General features: G+C 67.0%; 17 protein-coding genes and 2 tRNA genes. 6 read left to right on the top strand and 13 right to left on the bottom strand.

The annotated features are described in order from the left end of the window. Positions 1-109: 109 nt before the first annotated feature. The 4 genes from BLS42_RS03530 to BLS42_RS03545 all read right to left on the bottom strand — a co-directional run bounded on the left by BLS42_RS03530 (position 110) and on the right by BLS42_RS03545 (position 3,871). The gene (locus tag BLS42_RS03530) at positions 110-1,306 is read right to left on the bottom strand and encodes a glycosyltransferase (protein WP_090576533.1); all 1,197 of its coding nucleotides are present in this window, start codon (positions 1,304-1,306) and stop codon (positions 110-112) included. A gap of 105 nt (positions 1,307-1,411) precedes the next feature. Further along, positions 1,412-2,314, bottom strand: a complete 903-nt coding sequence (locus BLS42_RS03535; protein ID WP_090576536.1) for a DMT family transporter — start codon at positions 2,312-2,314, stop codon at positions 1,412-1,414. Then, positions 2,314-2,937 carry a CDP-alcohol phosphatidyltransferase family protein gene (locus BLS42_RS03540; RefSeq protein ID WP_090576539.1) on the bottom strand — a complete coding sequence of 208 codons (624 nt, stop codon included), beginning with the start codon at positions 2,935-2,937 and terminating at the stop codon, positions 2,314-2,316. The genes BLS42_RS03535 and BLS42_RS03540 overlap by 1 nt, the downstream gene beginning before the upstream one ends. Positions 2,938-2,992: 55 nt before the next feature. Then, the gene (locus BLS42_RS03545; protein WP_090576542.1) at positions 2,993-3,871 is read right to left on the bottom strand and encodes a phage holin family protein; all 879 of its coding nucleotides are present in this window, start codon (positions 3,869-3,871) and stop codon (positions 2,993-2,995) included. A gap of 184 nt (positions 3,872-4,055) precedes the next feature. Here BLS42_RS03545 and BLS42_RS03550 point away from each other — a divergent pair, with 184 nt between their 5' ends. Together BLS42_RS03550 and BLS42_RS03555 are read left to right on the top strand one after the other, a co-directional pair. Then, entirely contained in the window at positions 4,056-5,279 is a 1,224-nt protein-coding gene (locus tag BLS42_RS03550) for a multidrug effflux MFS transporter (protein ID WP_090576545.1), read from the top strand. Between the two features lie 502 nt (positions 5,280-5,781). Then, positions 5,782-6,189 (top strand): hypothetical protein, encoded by a 408-nt coding sequence (locus BLS42_RS03555; RefSeq protein ID WP_090576548.1) that lies wholly within the window; start codon positions 5,782-5,784, stop codon positions 6,187-6,189. A 98-nt stretch (positions 6,190-6,287) separates the two neighbouring features. On the opposite strand, the gene BLS42_RS03560 is transcribed toward BLS42_RS03555, so the two are convergent. The 8 genes from BLS42_RS03560 to BLS42_RS03595 form a co-directional block, all read right to left on the bottom strand. After that, a tRNA-Asn gene (locus BLS42_RS03560) sits at positions 6,288-6,360 on the bottom strand. A 135-nt stretch (positions 6,361-6,495) separates the two neighbouring features. Continuing rightward, a tRNA-Asn gene (locus BLS42_RS03565) sits at positions 6,496-6,568 on the bottom strand. A gap of 53 nt (positions 6,569-6,621) precedes the next feature. After that, positions 6,622-8,571, bottom strand: coding sequence for a DNA primase (dnaG, locus tag BLS42_RS03570; RefSeq protein WP_090576551.1), 1,950 nt, complete (start codon positions 8,569-8,571; stop codon positions 6,622-6,624). A 52-nt stretch (positions 8,572-8,623) separates the two neighbouring features. Next, a complete protein-coding gene (locus tag BLS42_RS03575) occupies positions 8,624-9,922 on the bottom strand; it encodes a deoxyguanosinetriphosphate triphosphohydrolase (RefSeq protein ID WP_176803144.1) in 1,299 nt (432 codons plus the stop codon). Next, positions 9,906-11,084, bottom strand: coding sequence for a tRNA dihydrouridine synthase DusB (dusB, locus tag BLS42_RS03580; protein ID WP_090576558.1), 1,179 nt, complete (start codon positions 11,082-11,084; stop codon positions 9,906-9,908). Before dusB ends, BLS42_RS03575 begins: the two co-directional genes overlap by 17 nt. Positions 11,085-11,224: 140 nt before the next feature. Further along, positions 11,225-12,367, bottom strand: coding sequence for an acyltransferase family protein (locus BLS42_RS03585; protein WP_176803146.1), 1,143 nt, complete (start codon positions 12,365-12,367; stop codon positions 11,225-11,227). A gap of 206 nt (positions 12,368-12,573) precedes the next feature. After that, a complete protein-coding gene (locus BLS42_RS03590) occupies positions 12,574-14,043 on the bottom strand; it encodes a YibE/F family protein (RefSeq protein WP_090576565.1) in 1,470 nt (489 codons plus the stop codon). Positions 14,044-14,160: 117 nt separating this feature from the next. Then, positions 14,161-15,534 carry an FAD-binding oxidoreductase gene (locus BLS42_RS03595; protein ID WP_090576568.1) on the bottom strand — a complete coding sequence of 458 codons (1,374 nt, stop codon included), beginning with the start codon at positions 15,532-15,534 and terminating at the stop codon, positions 14,161-14,163. 257 nt (positions 15,535-15,791) lie between these two features. Between BLS42_RS03595 and BLS42_RS03600 the strand changes: the two genes are divergently transcribed. The 4 genes from BLS42_RS03600 to BLS42_RS03615 all read left to right on the top strand — a co-directional run bounded on the left by BLS42_RS03600 (position 15,792) and on the right by BLS42_RS03615 (position 19,818). Next, a complete protein-coding gene (locus tag BLS42_RS03600; RefSeq protein ID WP_090577088.1) occupies positions 15,792-16,556 on the top strand; it encodes an alpha/beta hydrolase in 765 nt (254 codons plus the stop codon). Next, positions 16,556-17,368 (top strand): DUF1295 domain-containing protein, encoded by an 813-nt coding sequence (locus tag BLS42_RS03605; RefSeq protein ID WP_090576572.1) that lies wholly within the window; start codon positions 16,556-16,558, stop codon positions 17,366-17,368. The genes BLS42_RS03600 and BLS42_RS03605 overlap by 1 nt, the downstream gene beginning before the upstream one ends. Positions 17,369-17,414: 46 nt before the next feature. Then, positions 17,415-18,308, top strand: coding sequence for a lysophospholipid acyltransferase family protein (locus tag BLS42_RS03610; RefSeq protein ID WP_090576575.1), 894 nt, complete (start codon positions 17,415-17,417; stop codon positions 18,306-18,308). Between the two features lie 70 nt (positions 18,309-18,378). Next, positions 18,379-19,818, top strand: a complete 1,440-nt coding sequence (locus BLS42_RS03615) for a short-chain fatty acid transporter (protein WP_090576579.1) — start codon at positions 18,379-18,381, stop codon at positions 19,816-19,818. Positions 19,819-19,891: 73 nt separating this feature from the next. On the opposite strand, the gene BLS42_RS03620 is transcribed toward BLS42_RS03615, so the two are convergent. Next, positions 19,892-20,890 (bottom strand): GNAT family N-acetyltransferase, encoded by a 999-nt coding sequence (locus tag BLS42_RS03620; protein ID WP_090576582.1) that lies wholly within the window; start codon positions 20,888-20,890, stop codon positions 19,892-19,894.

A 20,890-nucleotide genomic window follows, 5' to 3' on the forward strand; every position in this document is an offset into this window, starting at 1 on the left:
CGGGCAAAAATACTCTAGCAATAGTAGACGCATCAGAAGTGTACGCGACCACCAGTCGGCACGGCCCACATCCAGCCGCCCGGCCGTTGCCGGCCCAGCCGTAGCTGGCCTAGACGACGAGGTCGTCGTAGCTGGCGCCCCGGTAGATGTCCTCAAACGTCTGAAGCGTGCGCGCGATGCCGTGGTTCTCCACCATTTCCCGGCTGGTCTTGCCCATCGCCGCGAGCTCGTGTGCGGGCAGGGAGAAGACACGCGCCAGTTTGGCGGCGAGGTCATCGCTGTCATTGGGCGTGAAGAGGTAGCCGTTCTCCCCGTCGCGCACCAAGTGCGGCAGCGCCATGGCGTTGGCGAGCAGGACCGGAGTCGACGCCGACATCGCCTCCAGGGTCACGAGGGACTGAAGTTCCGCCGTGCCGGGCATGCAGAACACGTCGGCCCTGATGTAAGCCCTGCGAAGGTCGGCGTCGCTGGCCATGCCGAGGAATCTGACCCTGTCCGTCAGCCCGAGCCGGGCGACCTGGGCTTCGAGGGCCGGGCGGACTTCTCCCCCGCCAACGATTTCCAGGTGGATGTCCAGGTCCTTGGGCGTCTTGGCGACGGCGTCGATCAGCACGTCCACGTGCTTCTCCTCCGCCAGCCGGCCAGCGAAGAGTGCGGTGGGGCTGGCATGGCGTTCCGCCGTTTCGTCGGGACCCAGCTCGTAGGCGGCGGCGTCGATGCCGTTGGACAGTGGCAGGACCTTGCGGAGGAAGGCATGCTGGTGCATGGCTTTGGCGGCAAGCGGCGTGGGTGTGGTCACGACGTCGGCCTGGCCCATGACCTTGCCCATGTCCCGCCAGGAGATCCGGCCCACGATGTCTTTGAACCATTGCGGGAACGGCAGGAAGGGGTTCAGGTTTTCCGGCATGAAGTGGTTCGTCGCCACCACCCGGATGCCGCGCTTCACAGCTTCGTAGAGGACGTGCTCGCCGATCATGTAGTGGCTCTGGATGTGCACCACGTCCGGCTGAATGCGGTCAAACAAGAGACCGATTTCCTTCTTGATCTCCCACGGGAACGTGACCCGGAAGTACTCGTGCGTGGGCACGGAATGGGAGCGGAGGCGGTGCACGGTGGCCTCCTCGCTGAACTCGCTGTAGCTCGCACCCTTGCCCGGGCGGCACGCCAGGACGTGCACGTTGTGTCCGCGGGCCGTCATGCCTTTGGCGAGGCGGTAGCCGAACTGGGCGGCGCCGTTGACGTGCGGCGGGTACGTGTCAGCGGCAATCAGGATGGTCAGCGGGGACTGGCTGTCGGACTTGGTCACGTGAAGAGCTCCTGGTGGTCGCTGTGCGGACAGCTGGATCAATGGCGGCCGGCTGGCGGTCGGCACAGGCGCGCCGGGCCTGCAGCCGAAGTCTGGACTGATGCCCTAGGACCGGCCCGCGGCCTTCCGCGCGTCCTTCTTGCGCTTGGTGACTTCCGGGTGGTGCCTGGAGAGGGCTATTACTCCCACGATAGCAAGTACTGCGGCCGTCCCCATGGCAATTGCCGTCACGGCTTGGACGTCCGGACGCAATTCTCCCAGAATTACGATGCCGATCGCGATGCCCACAATGGGGTCGATTACGGTCAATCCGGCGATCACGAGGTCGGGTGGTCCGCTGGAGTAGGCGTTTTGGACAAACCACGATCCCAGAACGCCGGCAGCAATAATCGCCACGGCGCTGTACCACGGCACGTTCAGCAGGAACTGTCCGTTGGAATCGAGCAGGTGCCTGCCGATGATGCGGGTCAGGACAGCCACGAAGCCGAACAGGACGCCGGCGCCGAGGATGTAGACGAAGGCGCTCATGCGGTGCCTGAACAGGACGGCGAGCGTGCCGAAGAGCCCCACAGCCAGGGCCAGGAGCAGCACGATTGTCAGCTCGTCCTCGCTGCTGACGTTGTGATTCTCCTGGGTCGCGTTGACGGCCAGCAGTACGAACAGCGCCGAGCCGGTCACGCAGGCCGAGATTGCCACGACGGTTGCCCGGTTCATGCTCAGGCCCTGGTCCTTGGTGTTGACCACGGTGGTGATGACCAGCGCAATCGCCCCGATCGGCTGCACCACCGTCAAGGGGGCCATGACGAGGGCGACGGCGTTCATCGCCATCCCGACGCAGAGCAGCGTGAGCCCGAAAACCCAGCGAGGATTGCGCGCGAGCCGAAGCAGGCCGTGCGTGCTCAGCGCCAGGCCGCCGGTATCGGCCTTCACCGCGCTGCCCTGGCGCTGGGCGCCAAAGGCCAGGCCGAAGGCGCCGAGGACCGCAAGCAAAACCGCAAACCAGACCATCAGCGGGAGCCGCCGTCGTGCGCCCGAAGCTGCCTGCCCTTGCCGATGATGGCCCGGACGTAGTTGTAGGCCGCGATCCAATGCCCCACGAGTCCCAGTCCCAGGAAGATCCACGCGACCGTGGCGTAGACGTTCGCGGCGGGCACCGGAAGTTTGGACAGCACCAGCAGCGGTGTGCCCACCAGCAACAGGCCGGTTCGGATCTTTCCGATGCGGCTCACCGGCAGATCCGGGTGGCCGTGGAAATAGAACAGGGACAGGGCCAGCAGGACCGCGTCCGGGACCAGCAGTGCGACGAGATACCACCACTCGACGACGCCGGCGATCACGAGGGTCACGGCCACGGCGATCAGCGACAGCCTGTCGGCAATGGGGTCCATGAGCCGTCCGAGGTTGGACATCTGGTTGAAGCGCCGGGCGATGTAGCCGTCGACCCAGTCGGTGCCGGCCATGATGGCGAGGACGAGGGCGCCGTAGCCGTACTCGTGTTCCGAGAGGACGAGCCAGATGAACAGGGGAACACCAAGGAAGCGCACCACGGTCAGGACATTTGGAACCGTGAAGACCGCGTCGCGGTGGACGAGGGGTTGCCCGGGGCGGGCACCAGCGCCGATGAACTTCATCGATTCCCCCTTTCCGTGGACGGCAACGGTTCGGTGTTTCGGTTCAGGGGTCTGCCTAGCCCTTCATCAGCCTGCGCACCAGGACCGCAAGGGCGGCCGCGGACGCGGCGAGCACCGCGAGGGGCTTCCAGCGCTGCTTGATCGTGCCGGCCAGATCCTGCCCGTCAGCGGATGTGGGCGATCCCGCCGAGGAGCGGGCTGAGGAGCGGAAGCCTGCGATCTTGTCGCTGAGCTGCTCTTTGCCGGCCTGCAGCCGGACCTGAGTGGCGGCCAGCAGCGTCCGGGCCTGGGCCTTGACATCGAGTTCCCGGCCGAGATCGTCCCGCACGCCGGTGAGATGCGTACGCCGCTGGGCCAGCCGGCTACGGAGTTCGGCCTCTGTGGGGGCGGGCCCGAGTTCGGGCTTTGCGGCAGCCTTGGCTTCCTTTTCCGCCCTTGCTTTCGCGGCGGCGGCTTCCTTGGCGGCCTTCGCCGCTTTGTACTGTTCGGAGTTCGGATCCAGGATCGCCGCGTCGAAGGCCGAGCCTTCCTTGGCGATGCCGAGATCGTACTTAAGCCCCCGGATCGTCTCCTCGGGGACCAGCGGCATGACCGCCTTGAACTTCCTCAGCCCGACGAGCGCCCCGATCGCGGCGATAATCAGGCAGACGGCGGAGACCAACAACGCGGCGAGCCACGCGGGCATGATCGTGGCCAGACCCATAATCGCGGCGACCATCAGACCGATCACCAGGAGCGCAACGAAGACCAGGGCGACGGCGAAGAAGGCGCCTGCAACGCCGAGCTGGGTCCCCTTGCGCTTGATTTCGGCCTTGGCCAGAGCAATCTCGTCATTGAGCTGCCGAGGCGCCAGCTTGAAGATCATCTTCAGGGTTTGCGGCAGCGCGGAAATGCGCAACCCGCTGCCTATCCCGCCGCTGTGACGTCCGCTCATCGGTCCCGCCTAACTGGTGCCATCCGTCGATCCGCTCGCGCGGGCTTGCCGGGTCTGGACAGCTTCGCACAGACCCCGGTGTCAAAACTATCATTTAGGCTCTTGGGAGGCCTTTTCGGGCAAGGCGTGGCGCGCCTGCCCAGCCACCGGCCGGCCGCCCCGGTGGGCCCTAGGATGGACCCCTGTGAGCACACCCCCCAACCCCGGTGATTCCCTGAGCCGGCGTCGTAAATTCCTCTACATCCTGACGCTCGGCGCATTGACCGCCCTCGGGCCGTTCACGGTGGACCTCTACCTGCCCGCATTCCCGGCCCTGGAAGACAGCCTTGGCGTCTCCGCGGCCGCGGTCCAGCTGACGCTCACGGGGACGACCATAGGTTTCGCGCTGGGACAGCTGGTGGTGGGCCCGCTGAGCGACAAGTTCGGCCGGCGGCTGCCCCTGATCCTGGCGACAGCGGTCCACATCACGGCATCCCTGGGTGCAGCCCAGTCCACGGATATCGCCACCCTGGGTTTCTTCCGTGTCCTCATGGGCGTCGGGGCTGCCGGCGGCGGCGTGGTGGCCATGGCCATGGTCCGTGACCTGTTCAGCGGCTACGCGATGGTGCGGATGTTCTCGAGGATGGCCCTTGTCAACGGGCTGGCCCCGATCCTCGCCCCGGTCATCGGCTCCCAGCTGCTGCTGCTGATGCCCTGGCCCGGCATCTTCTTGTTCCTAGCCGCCTACGGGACCTGTGTCATCATCGCGGCCCTGTTCGTGATCCGGGAGACCCTGCCGCCAGAGCAGCGCGGCAAATCCGGGATGACCGCGCGCCAGCGCTACAAAGTGCTGTTCTCCGACCGGATCTTCGTGGGCCTGCTGCTGGTGGGCGGCTTGAACTTCGCGGGCCTCTTCACCTATCTCTCCGCTTCGCCGTTCCTGTTCCAGGATGTCTACGGTTTCACGCCCCAGCAGTACGGCCTGCTGTTCGGCATCAACTCACTGGGCATCGTGGCAGGCGTGCAGACCAGCGCAAGGCTCATCCGGCGCGTCCCGCCGCAATGGATCCTGGCCTGTTCCACGGCCTGGATGTTCGTCATGGCCGTCCTGATTGTCATCTTCGACCAGCTGGGCTTCGGGCTGTGGGGCGTCCTGGTGCCGCTCTGGTTCTACATCCTCGGCGCCGGTTTCACCTTCCCCACCGTGCAGGTGCTGGCCCTGGCCAAACACGGCGCCCAGGCCGGAACCGCGGCTTCCCTCCTTGGCGCGGCGACCTTCATGATGGCGGGCCTGGTCTCCCCGGTGGTCGGCTGGCTCGGCGTCGGGTCCGCAACCCCCATGGGCGCCGTCCAGGCCGCCTGTATCTTCCTGGCAGCCGCTGCACTGTGGCTGGTTGTACGGCCCAGCACGGTACCCCCGATCCAGTAACCAGGCCCCGCCCAGCACCAGCTCCCCGAGGGACATGCCCATCCTTCGCGCCCATCCCGGCGGGACATGCCCATTCTTCGCGCCCATTCCGGAGGGACATGCCCAGTCTTCGAGCTCGGGACTGGGCATGTTGGCATTATGTCCACGCGCCAGGACCAGAACTGAGCATGTCCCCCCACGGGCACCTCACCAGCACTGGACATGTCCCGAGTGCACCTCACTGAACGGACCACGCGAGGGACATGCCCATTCTTCGTGCCTCCCCCGGCGGGACATGCCCATTCTTCGTGCCCGGGATTGGGCATATTGGCACCATGCCCACGCGCCAGCACCAGAACTGGACGTGTCCCCCCACGGGCACCTCACCAGCACTCGACATGTCCAGGCGCCAGGCCCAAGGCTGGGCATGTCCCGGCGGCAGCTCGAACACGGCGACCCCTCTGGCTGCCCGTGGCCCGTTCGCACCCTGTTCGACGTCCGCGGCGGGCGATAAAGTTATTTCATGCCCCACAGGCAGGACCCCCCGCCTCTTCCGGCCACTTGGCAGCGGTGCGACGCCGGAATCCTGCCCCTGTGGTGGGATCGTTTGTGCAGCCAGACCAGTCCGCAGTCGGCAGCCCTATATGCCTCCGGCCTGTTCACCGAAGACCGCCGCCGCCCGATTGCCCAGTGGTACAACCCTGCATATGACTCCGCCCTCCTCGTGGCCCCGGAATCATCCCCGGAGTGGCCGGTGCAACGGTTCGGCATCTTCTATGCTCCCCCCGGCGGCGGGTTCACCCAGGTGCATTCGGCGCCGCATGAGTGGCACCCGCGCGAGCCTCGGAAGTCCCCCACCGAGCTGGAGGCCTTCCAGGCCGCCGTGGCCGAGGCCCAGCGCTTCCTCCAGGTGGAAATGTACTTCGTCTGAGCCCGGCGGCAACCGCCCTGGCCAGTGAACGGATCAACAAAAACGAGGCAATAAAAAAGGTCCCGCGGCTGGTTTTCACCGGCCGCGGGACCTGTCCGCTCCTCCTGCTGGACTTGAACCAGCAACCCTTCGATTAACAGTCGAATGCTCTGCCAATTGAGCTAAGGAGGAATGAAGCAGGTACGACATTAGCAAACGTTTTGCCGGTAGGGAAATCGGCCAAGGGGCCAGCGCCGGCCCGCCGCGAAATACCCCCGCCGGGTATAAAAAAGTCCCCGTTCCGGAACCCGGAACGGGGACTGCGCGCTCCTCCTGCTGGACTTGAACCAGCAACCCTTCGATTAACAGTCGAATGCTCTGCCAATTGAGCTAAGGAGGAATGAAGCGGGTATAAGCCTAGCAAACACCAGCCCGGGAAACGAAATCGGCGGCTCAGGCGTCCGAGCGCAGGGACCGCCGCTGCATCTCAAGCTGCATGAGTTCGCGATTCAGGCGCTGGAATTCCTCGGGATCGGCCGATGCGTCCAGACGCTGCAACTGGCCCATCTTCTCGGCCTTCACCCGGGTGATCTGGAGCTCAAACAAGCGGGCGAGGATGTCCTTGCAGTAGCGCAGGACACCTTCGGGCGTGTTGGCCGGCAGGGGCACCACCGCGAGTTCGGACACGAGCGGACGCAGCGGCTCAGGCACCTCCTGCAGCAACTGCTCCACCCAGCGCACCGGGTCCCCGGCAAACCCGAGTCCGGTGGCACGGATGGCTTCGTGGATGGCGAGATAGGCGGGCGTGGAGAACCGCGCCTCCGAGAAGCGTTGCCACGTCTCGCCCTCAAGCATGCCGGGTTCTTGCAGCGCGACCTCGAGCGCCTGGCGCTCCATCGCTGCCACGGGGTCCCGGGGATCAGGCCGGTTGAAGGACGGGAGCACGGCCGACGGCGGCAGCGGGGCAACGCCCGGCGCAGTCCCGGCAAAGCCGCGGCCGGACCCGGCATGTCCCTGCCCGCCGCCCTGCCCGTGGCCCTGGCCACCGCCCGACGGGGCCGAGGCGCCCTGTGCGGCACGCTTGGTGGCAGCACCAACGGCCCTGCTGACCTCCTCGACCGGCATCCCCAGCCAACCGGCGAGCTCGCGGGCGTAGGCCGGCCGGATGCCGGCGTCGCGGATCTGCGCCACCACAGGCGCGGATTCACGCAGGGCCGCGATCCGGCCCTCGACGGTGTCCAAATTGTGTCGTTTCAGGCTGGCCCGGATGGCGAACTCGAACAGCGGCCGGCGGCTCCCGATCAAGTCCCGGACGGCTGAGTCGCCCTTGGACTGGCGGAGTTCGCAGGGGTCTGCGCCGCTGGCTTCCACCGCCACGAACGTTTGCGCGACAAACCGCTGGTCCTCTTCGAAGGCGCGCAGTGCCGCCTTCTGGCCGGCGGCGTCGCCGTCGAACGTGAAGATGACCTCTCCCCCGCTGCCGTCGTCAGAGAGCAGCCGGCGGGCGATCTTGATGTGCTCGGTGCCGAAGGCGGTGCCACACGTGGCCACGGCCGTCGGGATGCCGGCCAGGTGGCAGGCCATGACGTCGGTGTAGCCTTCCACCACCACGAGCTGGCGATCCTTGGCGATGCTGCGCTTGGCGAGGTCGATTCCGTAGAGGACCTGGGACTTCTTGTAGAGCGCGGTTTCGGGGGTGTTCAGGTACTTCGGGCCCTGATCATCCTCATAGAGCTTGCGGGCACCGAAGCCGATGGTGTCGCCGGCGATGTCCCGGATGGGCCAGATCAGCCGGCCGCGGAAACGGTCGTAGATTCCCCGGCCGCCTTCGGAGAACATGCCGGTCAGCTTGAGTTCAGGGTCGGTGTAACCGCGGCCGCGGAGGTGCTTGAGCAGCGAGTCCCAGCCCTGCGGCGCGTAGCCCACACCGAACTGTTCCGCCGCCGCACGGTCGAAGCCCCGTCCGTAGAGGAAGTTGCGGCCCTCGGCCGCGCCCGGGGTGATCAGCTGGGCACGGAAGAACTCATCGGCCACCTTGTGCGCGTCCAGCAGCCGCTGGCGCCGTCCGATGTCCTCCCGGTTGGGCCCGGAGCCGCCGTCCTCGTAACGGAGTTCGAAGCCGATCCGGTGGGCCAGCTTTTCCACGGCCTCGTGGAAGGTGGTGTGGTCCAGCTTTTGGACGAAGGAGATGACGTCGCCGTCCTCGCCGCAGCCAAAGCAGTGGTACCGGCCGACTTGGGGGCGGACCGTGAACGAGGGTGAGCGCTCGTCGTGGAAGGGGCACAGGCCCTTGTAGGACCCCAGCCCGGCTCCCTTGAGCGTCACGTAGCCATCGACGACTTCCTTGATGTCGGTGCGCTGGCGCACTTCATCGATGTCTTCACGTTTGATCAGGCCGGCCACAGTGCCATCCTAGTCCCCGGGTACGACGCCGACGGGCCGGCCACGGTGGCGGTCACCACAGCGACGGCAGGCTGCCCACGAGGCGCTCGTACATGGCCAGCGCCGAGCCGTCCGTCAGCGAGGCGACCTGATCGATGACGACGCGCAGCCGCGCGGCGTCGTCCGCAGCGTCGAGCCAGTCGGCGGCGAACATCGGCTCCAGGTGGCGGTCCCCCGTGGCGCTGAGCGCGGTGACGAGGGCATGCAGGACCTCGCGCTGGCGCTCGTAGATGGGCTGCCGGTGTTCGGTGGTCATCACGAAGGTGGTGGCCAGGCCCTTCATCACCGCGATTTCCATGACGGTCTCATCCGGGACGATCAGCTCCGCCTTGTAGCGGGTCAGGTTTTCCGGGCCGTAGACCGTGCGGGTGGCCTCCAGCGCACTCTGGCAGAAGCGCCCGATGAGCTGGCTGGTCATGTCCTTGAGCGCCGCCATGGCCTTGCGGCTGCCGTCGGCCTCGCGCACCCAGACGTCCGTGGCCTCCAGCCGGGCCAATGCGGCGTCGATCGCGGCGGGATCGTTGTGCGGCAGGTACCACTGCTTGGCGTAGCCGACGACGCGGGCGCGGTGGTCCGGGTTGTCCATCCAGCGCAGCTGGAAATGGCCTGCGACGATCGCGTCCTCGACGTCGTGCACCGAGTAGGAGATATCGTCCGCCAGGTCCATGACCTGCGCTTCGAGGCAGGACCGGCGTTCCGGGGCGCCGTCCCGGATCCAGTCAAAAATGGGAAGGTCGTCCTCGTAGGCTCCGAACTTGCTGGTCCGCTCTCCGTGGATGACCGGCGCGTTCACGGCGGACCAGGGGTACTTGGCGGCGGCATCGAGGCTCGCCCGGGTCAGGTTCAGGCCGGCCGGCCGGCCGTCGGCGGCCAGGACCTTGGGCTCCAGCCGGGTCAGCAGCCGCAGCGTCTGGGCGTTGCCTTCGAAGCCGCCGATCCCATGGGCCACCTCGTTGAGGGCAGCCTCGCCGTTGTGGCCGAAGGGCGGGTGGCCGAGGTCGTGGCTGAGGCACGCCGTATCCACGACGTCGGGGTCGCAGCCGAGCGCGCGGCCCAGCTCTCGGCCCACCTGGGCAACCTCGAGGCTGTGGGTGAGCCGGGTCCGGACGAAGTCGTCGGTATCCGGCGCCACCACCTGGGTCTTCGCGCCGAGCCGGCGCAGCGCCGAGGAGTGCAGGACCCGCGCACGGTCGCGCTCGAAGTCCGAACGGTAGGTGCTCTTGGGCGGCTCTTCGACCCACCGGGCCCAGTCGCGGGAGGTGTAGCCGTCCAGGACGGGGGCGGTGGTCCGGGTCTCAGCCACCGGAGACATCCAGTTCGGCGAAGGAGATGTCCCGGGTCTGCGCGTCATCCAGCGTCCGGTTCAGCAGCCAGTCCTTCGGCAGCGCAGGCTTTTTCGGAGAACCGGCGCGGCCGCGCGGGCCCTCGGCGTCGACCCCGGGATACGGCGAGTCGAGGTCCAACTGGTCCAGGGTCCCGCGCAGTACCTCGAGGCTGGTGACGAGTGCCAGCTTGGTCCGCAGTTCGCTGCCGACCACGTAGCCCTTGAAGTACCAGGCAATGTGCTTGCGGATTTCGCGCAGCGCCTTGCCCTCGTCCCCAAATGTCTCAACCATGAGCTCGGCATGCCGGTACACGCTTTCGGCCACCTGGCGCAGATCCGGCCGGTACCGCTGGTCGCTGCCTTCGAACGCGGCCATGAGATCGCCGAACAGCCAGGGCCTGCCCTGGCAGCCGCGGCCGACGACGACGCCGTCCACCCCTGTTTCGCGGACCATCCGGACCGCGTCTTCCGCGGACCAGATGTCTCCGTTGCCAAGGACGGGAATGTCCGGCAGGGCCTCGCGCAGCCGGGCAATGGCGGACCAGTCGGCCTGGCCGGAATAGAACTGCGCGGCCGTGCGACCGTGAAGTGCGACGGCGGCGACGCCGGAATCGCGGGCAATCCGGCCGGCATCGAGGTACGTCAGGTGGTCCTCGTCAATGCCCTTGCGCATCTTGATGGTCAGCGGGACGTTGCCCCGGGAGGCTTCCTTCACCGCGGTCTGGACGATCGAGGTGAAGAGGTCAATCTTCCACGGCAGGGCCGAGCCGCCGCCGCGACGGGTCACTTTGGGCACGGGGCAGCCGAAGTTGAGGTCGATGTGGTCTGCCCGGTCCTCCTCGACGAGCATCCGGACGGCCTGGCCGACGGTCACGGGGTCGACACCGTAGAGCTGGACGGAGCGGACTTTCTCGTCGTCGTCGTGCGAAATAATGCGCAGCGATTCCGGCGTGCGCTCCACGAGGGCACGCGAGGTGACCATCTCTGCCACATACAGGCCGCCGCCGTATTCACGGCACAGCCTGCGGAAGGCGGAGTTGGTGATGCCCGCCATGGGCGCCAGGATCACGGGGGTGTCCACCGTGATTGGGCCCAGCTTCAGGGGCGGGAGTTCCAGCTTGGGGGCGGGAGGCGTTGCTACAACAGTCACCCGACCATTGTCTCAAAGACGGGCAAATCGGCCCGGACCCGCTCCGGCTATGTGGAAATCAGGACCTCAGCTCCGGACGGGAGCCCGTCGATCCCAGCGTGTTTCCCGGGCCGGACGTCGCTGCTGCGCCGGCGGCCAGACTAGGAGGCAGGCCGTTTCTCTCCGAGTCGTTTTTCGGCCGGCAGGGTACCCAGGTCGTGTGCTGGGGGCGGAGGCTGGGTGGAAACCGCCGCGCCCTGGCCTGATCGCACCGGTCCTGAACGGGGAATACGCCAACTCTTAAACCGCTGAGCGGGGCGTTCGATAAAGTACCAGCTCAGCACAGCGAGGGGCGCGGTAGCGGCGACACTGGCCGAAATGAAGGCCACTGGACCAGCTTGTTGTAGCCCGGTCAGCACAAACAGTTGCTGAACGGGAAACGCGTACAGGTATGTTCCGTAGGAGAAGTCATTCTTTGACCCCAGTTTCCGCAGCTTGCGCGGGAGGATCGCCCCAAGCCAAAGCAACACGTACGCCAGCGGCAGGGGCGACAAGGCCCGTCCAAAACCGGCTATTGAGCACACGACGAAAATCGCAATTGCTGGTACGCCAATTTGCCAGCGGAGCGGAACGCGATCCGCCAGGCTATAGAGAGCGGCGCCAGCTAGGAAAAATGTACCCAGCAGAATCCATCGTTCAGCATTTCCCGTGTCGCCTCGCGCATGAATGACCAGGCTGCAGGCCGTGGCAACGATAAACAGCGTGGGTGTCAGCCATGTCAAACGCCGCACCAAAGGGATGATGAACACCAATCCCAGTAGCACGTAGCACGCCACTTCATAGAACAGGGTCCATAGCGAGCCATTCCACGCGCCCGGGAAGGGTGCCCCGAGGAGCGTGGCCCCAATAACGAGATCACCGTTTCGCATATCAGCATTGGTATAGACGAAGTGCCAGGCAGCGCCAGGCGTCCATCCCCCGCGGGCCAACGCCGCCACTGCAGCGGCGACAAATGCTGTGAAAATCAGGCAGACCCAATAGCCAGGAAGGATCCGAAGCGCCCGCCGCCATGAATAGCTCCAAAAAGATGAGCGATGTCGGCTTCGGGTAATTAGATAGCCACTTATTGTGAAGAAACCGCCGACGGCGACCGTACCGAGTTTTATATCTCCCAACTTCGGGTCGTCGCCATACCCGGCAATGGGCCACGTGTGGGAAACGATGACGAGGACCGCCAAGACCAGACGGATCAGATTGAGCGCGTTATCGTGGGGGTCGAGCTTTTGCTCCAACGAATCCGACATTGCGCTCCTCATTTGGAAACGAACCGCGAGAGCCGACGCCCGTGCTCAGAGCATAGGGGGCCAGATGGATTTCCGACAAGGGATCGGAGCACTTCATCGGAGACCCCGGCGCTGGGTGGGCATCGCCGAGGGGCCGTGCGCAGAGCATCACCAGATGTGGAAATGGCCGGTTATGTGGAGACTTTCGGGCGCCGCCAGAGCCCGCGTCAGCCCCGCAGGGCGGCACGCCGCCCGCGGCGCGTGGCAGGACCGGCGCCGGCCCCGTCCGGCTCGACCCAGTCCGGGTCGACCCAGTCCGGCTCGATCCCGTCGGACTCGCCGGCGTCGGACCCGACCCAGTCGGACTCGATCCCCTCGAACTCGCTGGCATTGACCGGGCTGGCCTTAATCCCACTGCCCTTGATCCCGGTGGCCTTGACCACCAGCACGGCAATGAGGGTGGTGACCGGCACGGCGAGGACGAGCCCCACGGAACCGACCAGGGTGCGGATGACTTCCTCGGAGAGTTCGGCGCTGGTGATGGCGTCCCCGAGCGGCCGCTCGTAGAGCATGACCAGGATCAGGACCGGCAGGGCCGCGCCGGCGTAGGCAAACGCAATGGTGTAGACCGTGGAGGCGATGTGGTCCCGGCCGATCCGCATGGCGGACGTAAAGAGCTGCCGGGCACTGGTTTCGGGGGCGAGTTCCCACAGTTCCCAGACGGCCGACGACTGCGTGATGGTGACGTCGTTCAGCACCCCCAGACCGGAAATGATCAGCCCGCACAGGATGATGCCGGAGATGGAGATGTGGTCCGACATGTTGGTGAGCGTGGCGGCGTCGTGGCTGCCCACACCGGCAAGATTTGCGGCGTCGGTGGCCCAGGCGGCCAGCAGCGCCGTAATGGCGAGGCCGAACATTGTCCCGAGCAGCGCCGTCGACGTGCGGGCGGAGAAGCCGTGGGCGAAGTAGAGCACCCCGATCATGATCACCGTGGAACCCACGAGGGCCAGGAGCAGCGGCGGCTTTCCCTCGACCAGCCCGGGCAGCATGAACGAGACCAGCACGACGTAGGCGCCGACCAGTCCGATCAGGGCCCGCAGGCCGCGCCAGCGCGCCACCGCGATCACGACGACGGCGTAGAGCACGGCCAGGAAGATGATGGGCAGTGTCCGGACAAAGTCGACGAAGACATAGGCCGGCGCGCCCTGGCCGTCGGCGCCCTGTGCCTTGGAGAGGTTCAGGTAGCGGATGTTGTCCCCGGGCTTCACGCCGTGGGATTTCGCGATGTCAGGGTTGATGACCACCTTCACCGGGTTGCCGCCCTTGTCCGGCTCGGTGTAGGCGAACGTGCATTGCGAGCCTTCGTTCGGTGGCTGCGCGGCGGCGCCGGAACCGGATGTGCCCTGCTGCGCCGCGGCGTCACCGCCCGCTTGGGCATCCGAACAGCTGCCGACGACGACCCGCTGGATCTTGCCGGTGTCAAACGTCACGCCCGGGGCCGCCGCATAGGGGCTGGCCAGGGTAATGCCGTCCTTGCTTCCCGACGGCCACATGAAGACCATGGCCGCCAGGGTCAGCAGCGTCAGCGGGATCAGGATGGCAGCCAGGATCCAGTTGGCCTTCTTCCGCGCCACGAGCGTCCGGGGCGAGGGCTCGACATCGTCAGTGTGGGAGTGCGAGTGTCCGGCGCCCATCAGCAGTTCAACCTCATGCCGAAAACTTTACGGCGTGGGCGGGGCCGCGCTGGACGGATGACGCCGCGCGCTCGCGGAGCGCCGAAAGCGCTCTCGTCGCGGCGGAAGTGGACCAGGTTACGCGGGCGCGATGTTCTGGTTGACGTGGAAGAGATTCTGCGGATCGTACTTGGCTTTGACCTCCCGCAAGCGGCTGTAGTTCGGTCCGTAGTTTTCCGCGACCCTGGGCTGGTCATCGCCGTCCATGAAGTTGATGTAGCCACCCGCCGCCGAATAGGGGCGCAGTGCCGCCGCATAGTCCTTGACCCAGGCGATGTTTGCCTCGTTCTCTGCCGGGTCCTGCCAGATGGCCGCAATCACAGGCGCGAACTTCACGCTCCTGTTGGGGAACGCAGTTTCGCTTGCGCCCACGCGATGGACTGCCCCGTCAATGGGGTACAGGTGGACGGCGGTTTGCACGCTCGGTACCCTGCTGCCGAAATCGAGGTGTGCGGCGATGGCGCCGTCGTTGAGCTCCGGGAGGAAATCGGCTTTCCAGTAGCCCTGCAGTCCTTTTGGAACCAGCGGGTCGAAGGCCTGGTTCAGGGCCGGGTAGGGCATCGGGCCCACCATGGATCCGGCCACGGGAGCGATGTCGAGGAAGGGTTTCCAGCGGCTGGGCCCTTCGGCCTGATCGCCCGTCCACATGCCGACAACCACGGCAACCGGTTTCCCGTGCCATTCCGCGGGCAGGAACGGTACAGGCGGCCCGAGGGCGAATGCCAGGAACGCTCCAAACTCCTCCGGCGCTGAATCCATATGATCCCGGTAGAACTTCGCCACTGTCTCCGCGTGCTCCATCGGATAGATGATGATGCCGGCATGGACCATATCCACCGGATGCAGCCGGTATTCCAGCGACGTCACCACGCCGAAGTTTCCTCCGCCGCCGCGCAGTGCCCAGAACAGGTCCTCGTTCTGGCTTTCACTGGCGGTCAGGAACTTTCCGTCCGCCGTTACGACGTCGGCGGAGAGCAGGTTGTCACAGCTGAGTCCGTACTTCCGCGCCAGATAGCCAATGCCGCCGCCCAGGGTGAGCCCTGCGACGCCCGTCGTCCCCACGATACCGCCGGTGGTCGCCAGCCCGAAGGCATGCGTGGCGTGGTTGAAGTCGGCCCACGTTGCACCGGCCTCCGCGCGCGCCGTCTTGGCTGCTGGATCCACCCGGACGCCGGAGGTGTTGACGAAGTCGATGACCAGGGCGTCGTCCCAGGTGCCAAACCCGGGAACGCTGTGGCCTCCACCGCGGATGGCAAGATCCAGGGAGTTGTCCCGGGCGAAGTTGACGCACGCGATGACGTCAGCCACCTGGGATACGCGGACCACGGCTGCCGGCCGTTTGTCGATCATGCCGTTGTGCACTGCCCTCGCGGCGTCGTAGTCCGGGTCACCGGGCGTGATGATCTGCCCGCGGACTTGTTCGCGGAGGCCATCGAACTTTGTTCCGTTCATTTTCTGTACCGTCGATTTCGTCGTGAGATTCGACCCGGACGGTTCTCTGCGCTCCCAGCCGGCGTGACGCCCGGAGGTTTACCTGCACATGCCTACTCTTTCGGCATTCCCTCGTCAAGGGTCCGCGTGCTCGCCGCACCCATCGCCGGGGGCGCCGGCTCCGAATCCACACTAGGCACCCCCTGCCTTGACGGGCGGAGGCTGCAACCTAGGGTTGGTTATTAACGGACAAAGGACGGAAGGACACACGCGTGGCCATGCGTAAACTAGACGACCGCGAACCGGGGGCGGGCCGTTCCGGGCCTGCCGCCAGGGCCGTGCTGAGAATCACCGAAGCCGCCGGGGAGACCCGCGGAGTCGCCTTGGTCCTGCACGGCGGGCGGGCCGACAGCTACGACGCGGTCCGCGGCCGGCACCTGAGCCCGGCCCGGATGCTGCCCTTCGCCCGGGCACTGCACAGGCAGGGCGGCCGGCACGGGCTGGCCGTGTGGACGCTGCGCAACCGGTACCGCGGCTGGAACGGGGAGGAGATGTCCCCCGTTCACGATGCCCGCTGGGCGCTCGCCCGGATCAGTCAGGAACATCCCGGCGTGCCGGTGTACCTGCTGGGCCACTCCATGGGCGGTCTCACGGCACTGTGCGTGGCCGACGACGCGCAGGTCGAGGCCGTCGTCGCGCTCGCCCCGTGGCTAAATCACAAAACCCCGGTCGAACCTGTCGCTGGCCGCCGGGTCCTGATCGTCCACGGCACCGACGACCGCTGGACCAGCCCGGCGAAATCACTGGACTATGCCCGGCGCGCCGACGGCGTCGCCGCTTCCGTGGACTACGTCTCGCTCAAAGGTGCCGGCCATTTCATGATCCGCCGGGTGGCACTGTGGAACGTGCTGGCGAATGGCTCCGTCCTGGATGCCTTCGGCGAGGCCACGGGAGCTGATGTCTCCGGCGCCACGGACGCACTACGCCGTGTCCTGCATCGCGCCCTGCCGGCGGCCGGAACACGCCTGCCGGTGGTGTTGTGATGCCGCCGTTCCCCCTTGATGCCTTCCTTGCCAGCCTGCCGTGGGTCATCGCGGGACTCGTGGTGCTGCTCGGCCTGACCTTCGCGGTTGCCGTGCGGCAGAACCGGCACTCCGTCATCGACACTGTCTGGGGTCTCGGCTTCGTGGTGGTGGCCGGCATCTCCTGGGTGCTGTCCGCAGGATACGGCGACACCGGCCGGCGGCTGCTGCTGCTTGTCCTGGTCGCGGTCTGGGGCATCCGCCTCGCCGTCCACATCGGCCTCCGTGCCCGCGGCGGCCACGAGGACCCGCGGTATGTGGACATGCTCTCCGCGGCACCCGGGTCACGGAACGTCTACGCCCTGCGGCGGGTCTACCTGCCCCAGGGGGTGGTGATGTTCTTCGTCTCGCTCACCATCCAGGTCGGCATGTTTGCCACCGGAAGCGTGGGCTGGCTGGCGTTCGCCGGCGTCCTGCTCTGGATCCTTGGCTTCGTGTTCGAGACGGTCGGCGACTGGCAGCTGACGCAGTTCAAGGCCGATGCCGCCAGGCGCGGCACCGTGCTCAACACTGGGCTGTGGCGCTACACCCGCCACCCCAACTACTTCGGCGACGCCGCCGTCTGGGCAGGGCTCTTCCTCGTGACCGCCGATTCCTGGCCGGGCGTGCTGACCATCCTCTCCCCCGCCCTGATGATCTGGACTCTCGCCGGCAAGACAGGCAAGCCGCTGACGGAAAAGGCAATGTCCGCACGGCCCGGTTACAAGGAATACATCGACTCCACCTCCGGCTTCCTGCCCTTGCCGCCCCGGCGGCGGGTGGCCGGGCACTGACATGCGAGGCACGGGACAGGCACGGCCTGCCCTGAGCTGGCGGCCCTTGAGATGGCGGCCGGAACCCAGCGACCGCTTCTACCGGTTCGTCGTCCGCACCGGGCTGGCGCTGCGCTGGCTGTTCCGGATCCGCGTCCTCATCACGGGCCGGGAGCACCTGCCGCAGCCCGGGCTGCACAATGATTCCCGCCGGACTGCCGTCTGCAACGATTCCCGAGGCGCTTTCTCCCCCGGTGCCGCCGCCCGCGGCCCGTCGCGGCCGGTGGTGCCCGGCCGGGGTGCCGTGGTCGCGATCACGCACTTCGGCTACCTCGACTTTGCCTTCGCCGAGATGCTGCTGTGGTGGCACAACCGGGCCCAGCTGCGTTTCCTCGTCACGCAGGGAGCCGCCGACCATTGGTTTGCCGGGCCCGCGGTCAGCGCAGCCGGGCTTGTCGTGGTCGGATACGGATCGGGAGCCAACGCCTACGACGCCGCCGTCGCCCGGCTGAGGCAGGGAGAGTACATCGCCATCCTGCCCGAGGCCGGCGTGAGCCGCAGCTTCACGGTGCGCGAATGTAAGACCGGTGCCGTGCGAATGGCCGCCGAAGCCGGCGTGCCGATCATCCCGGTCTCCATCTGGGGCGCCCATCGGCTGATGAGCCGCCACCATCGATTCTCGCCGCGGCGCGCCTGGCGTGCCCCAGTCCGAATCCACGTGGGCGAGCCGATCCTTCCGGACTCGCTCCCGAGCCCGGCCGACGACGCCCTGCCGGCCACGGCGCGCCTGGCCAGGACCCTCCAGGACGGGATCGAAACCGGCATCGCCGGCTTCCCCCTGCAACCCGCGCCCGGTGCCTGGTGGATGCCGGCCAGTCTCGGCGGCGGCGCCCCGACGGAAGAGGAACGGCGCCGGCTCGACGAGGCCGACGGTCCGCGGCGCGCAGGCAGGCGCCGATAAGCCCGGTTTCCGCCATCGTCTTGACTAAGCTCCATGGGGTACAAAATGCACTCAAAGGAGAGGGACACCTGTGGCAAGCACAGTCGTGACCAGGAGCGGAATCGAAGAACGCGGTCTCGCACGGATAGCCCAACGGATGGCGGCGTGGACGGAGAAGTGGTTCCCGGACGCCTACATCTTCGCCCTCGCCGGCGTCGTCATCATCGCTGTGGCCGCGCTGGCCATCGGCGCCTCGCCCCAGACCATCGCTGACTCGTTCGGCAACGGCTTCTGGGACCTGACAGCGTTCACCCTGCAGATGGCCATGGTGGTCTTGACGGGTTACGTCGTGGCCACCTCCCCGCCCGTGGCGAAGCTGATCAACCGGCTTGCGCTCATGCCGTCAACCGCGCGGACCGCCGTCAGCTTCGTGGCGCTGATGTCGATGTCCGTCTCCTTCCTCAACTGGGGGCTCAGCCTGATCTTCGGCGGGCTGCTGGCCCGCGCGATCGCCCGCCGCAAGGACCTGACCGTGGATTACCGGGCCCTCGGCGCGGCCGCTTTCATGGGCCTCGGCGCCGTGTGGGCGCTCGGGCTGTCCTCTTCCGCGGCGCAACTGCAGGCCACCGCCGCGTCGCTGCCGCCGGCGCTGCTGAAAATCACGGGCATCCTTGACTTCGGCACCACGATCTTTACCTGGCAGTCGCTGCTGACACTGGCCATCCTGATGGCCCTCACCACCGTGATTGCGCACTTCTCTGCGCCCCAGGGCGGCTCGATCCGCACCGCCGAGGACCTCGGCGTCGACCTCGACGATGAACCGAGCGAGCCCGCACCGCGTTCCCGGCCCGGCGAATGGCTCGAATACAGCAAGGTCCTGCCGATTCTGGCCGGCATCCTCACGCTCGGCTGGCTCATCTCGCAGTTCCTCACCAAGCCTTTCCTCAGCGTGGTCAGCAGCCTCAACGGCTACTTGCTGGTGTTCCTGATCCTGGGCCTGGTCCTGCACGGGACGCCGCGGAACTTCCTGCAGGCGGTCACCAAGGCCGTCCCGGCCACCGCCGGCATCCTGGTGCAGTTCCCGCTCTACGCCGCGATGGCCGCGATCCTGACCAAGGCCACCGGCGACGGCGGGATGACCATCTCCGGGCACTTGGCCGAGTTCTTCTCGGACATCGGTGGCAATGGGGCGTTCGCCGTCGTCATTGCGCTGTACACCGCCCTGCTGGGCCTCCTGGTGCCGTCCGGCGGCGGTAAATGGCTTGTCGAGGCGCCGTACGTGATGCAGTCCGCGACCGACGTCAACATGAACCTCGGCTGGACCGTGCAGATCTACAACATCGCCGAGGCCCTGCCGAACCTGGTCAACCCGTTCTTCATGCTGCCGCTGCTCGCGGTGCTGCGGCTGCGCGCCCGGGACCTGGTGGGCTTCACGTTCCTGCAGTTCGTGTTCCACCTGCCGGTGGTCCTGCTGCTCGTCTGGCTGCTGGGCATGACCTTCGAGTTCGTGCCGCCGGTGATCCCCAAATAGCTGTGCTCGACAGTAACTGTGCTTAACGCAAACTGACCCGCAGCTATGGCTGCGGGTCAGTTTGCGTTAAGGCCTAGGCCGGGTCGGAGACGACGAGCGTTTCCGAGCCCTGGACATGGGCTTTGCCGCTCTCGAGCAGCGGTTCGACGACGGCGCGCAGGGCGGTCATCGCGTCGTCCAGTTCCAGCATCACCGGGTGCTGGTAAGCGATCAGGGCCAGAATGTCCCGAACGGCGGCCCCGGCTTGATCCGCGCCGAGCTTGGGTTCGTGTCCGACGAAGACCTCAGTGGGCCCGTCCGAGCCGGCCGCACCGTCGGCGTCGGCCCCTGGAATTCCCTGGGCGTAGCTGATGGCGAACCCCTCCAGCCGACCCTTCCGGCTCGCAGCGATGCCCTGCCCGAAGGCACTGGCCTTGGGCGCCCGCAGCACGATCGCTCCGTGGGCGCCGCTGAGATCATCCAGGAACAGACGCTGCACCGCGGCAACGCCCAGCTCCCCCGGGCTGTCCCAGCCGTGCATGGCGGTGTAGTAGCGTCCCACGACGTCGCTGAGCTCCACCGAGCCCGTGGCCAGATCTTCGACCTGATCGGTGGCCGCGGACTCCGAACCGTCGCCGAACACCGGCAGCTTGAGCGGCGCCGGGTCAACGACGACGAGGCGGGAGCGCTGGATCGGGGCCAGGCCCGCGGCCTCGGCAAACGCCGCCCCGGGGGTGCCCGGCTCCACTTTGCAGCGCAGTTTGGACACGCCCGACGGCGACTGGGCGGCCTCGTGCCGCAGCATGGTCAGCAGCGTGGACCCGAGCCCGGTGCGGCGGTGGTCTCGGGCGACCTCGACATACGCCCAGAGCCGTTCCGGATGCAGCGAGGCCTCGTGGACCACGGCAGCCGCCACCGGAATGGCGACGCCGTCCACGACGTCCTCGGCCACGATGCAGCGGCGCCACGGGGCATTGCCCGAGGGCGCCAGCGTGCCGCGGAACTGTCCGGCCTGGACCGTCTCAGGACCGCCCCAGATTTCCAGCAGCGCGAGGTCGTCGCCCTCCCGCCATTCCCGGTATGCGATGGCCAT

Origin of the sequence: Arthrobacter sp. ov407 (assembly GCF_900102895.1) — a bacterium.
GTDB lineage: Bacteria > Actinomycetota > Actinomycetes > Actinomycetales > Micrococcaceae > Arthrobacter.

Coding starts and splice junctions, on each gene's coding strand:
- BLS42_RS03535 (WP_090576536.1), bottom strand. CDS start 2,314: ATGGTCTGGTTTGCGGTTTTGCTTGCGGTCCTCGGCGCCTTCGGCCTG.
- BLS42_RS03540 (WP_090576539.1), bottom strand. CDS start 2,937: ATGAAGTTCATCGGCGCTGGTGCCCGCCCCGGGCAACCCCTCGTCCAC.
- BLS42_RS03545 (WP_090576542.1), bottom strand. CDS start 3,871: ATGAGCGGACGTCACAGCGGCGGGATAGGCAGCGGGTTGCGCATTTCC.
- BLS42_RS03555 (WP_090576548.1), top strand. CDS start 5,782: ATGCCCCACAGGCAGGACCCCCCGCCTCTTCCGGCCACTTGGCAGCGG.
- BLS42_RS03575 (WP_176803144.1), bottom strand. CDS start 9,922: ATGTCTCCGGTGGCTGAGACCCGGACCACCGCCCCCGTCCTGGACGGC.
- BLS42_RS03585 (WP_176803146.1), bottom strand. CDS start 12,367: ATGTCGGATTCGTTGGAGCAAAAGCTCGACCCCCACGATAACGCGCTC.
- BLS42_RS03590 (WP_090576565.1), bottom strand. CDS start 14,043: ATGGGCGCCGGACACTCGCACTCCCACACTGACGATGTCGAGCCCTCG.
- BLS42_RS03595 (WP_090576568.1), bottom strand. CDS start 15,534: ATGAACGGAACAAAGTTCGATGGCCTCCGCGAACAAGTCCGCGGGCAG.
- BLS42_RS03600 (WP_090577088.1), top strand. CDS start 15,792: ATGCGTAAACTAGACGACCGCGAACCGGGGGCGGGCCGTTCCGGGCCT.
- BLS42_RS03605 (WP_090576572.1), top strand. CDS start 16,556: ATGCCGCCGTTCCCCCTTGATGCCTTCCTTGCCAGCCTGCCGTGGGTC.
- BLS42_RS03620 (WP_090576582.1), bottom strand. CDS start 20,890: ATGGCCATCGCATACCGGGAATGGCGGGAGGGCGACGACCTCGCGCTG.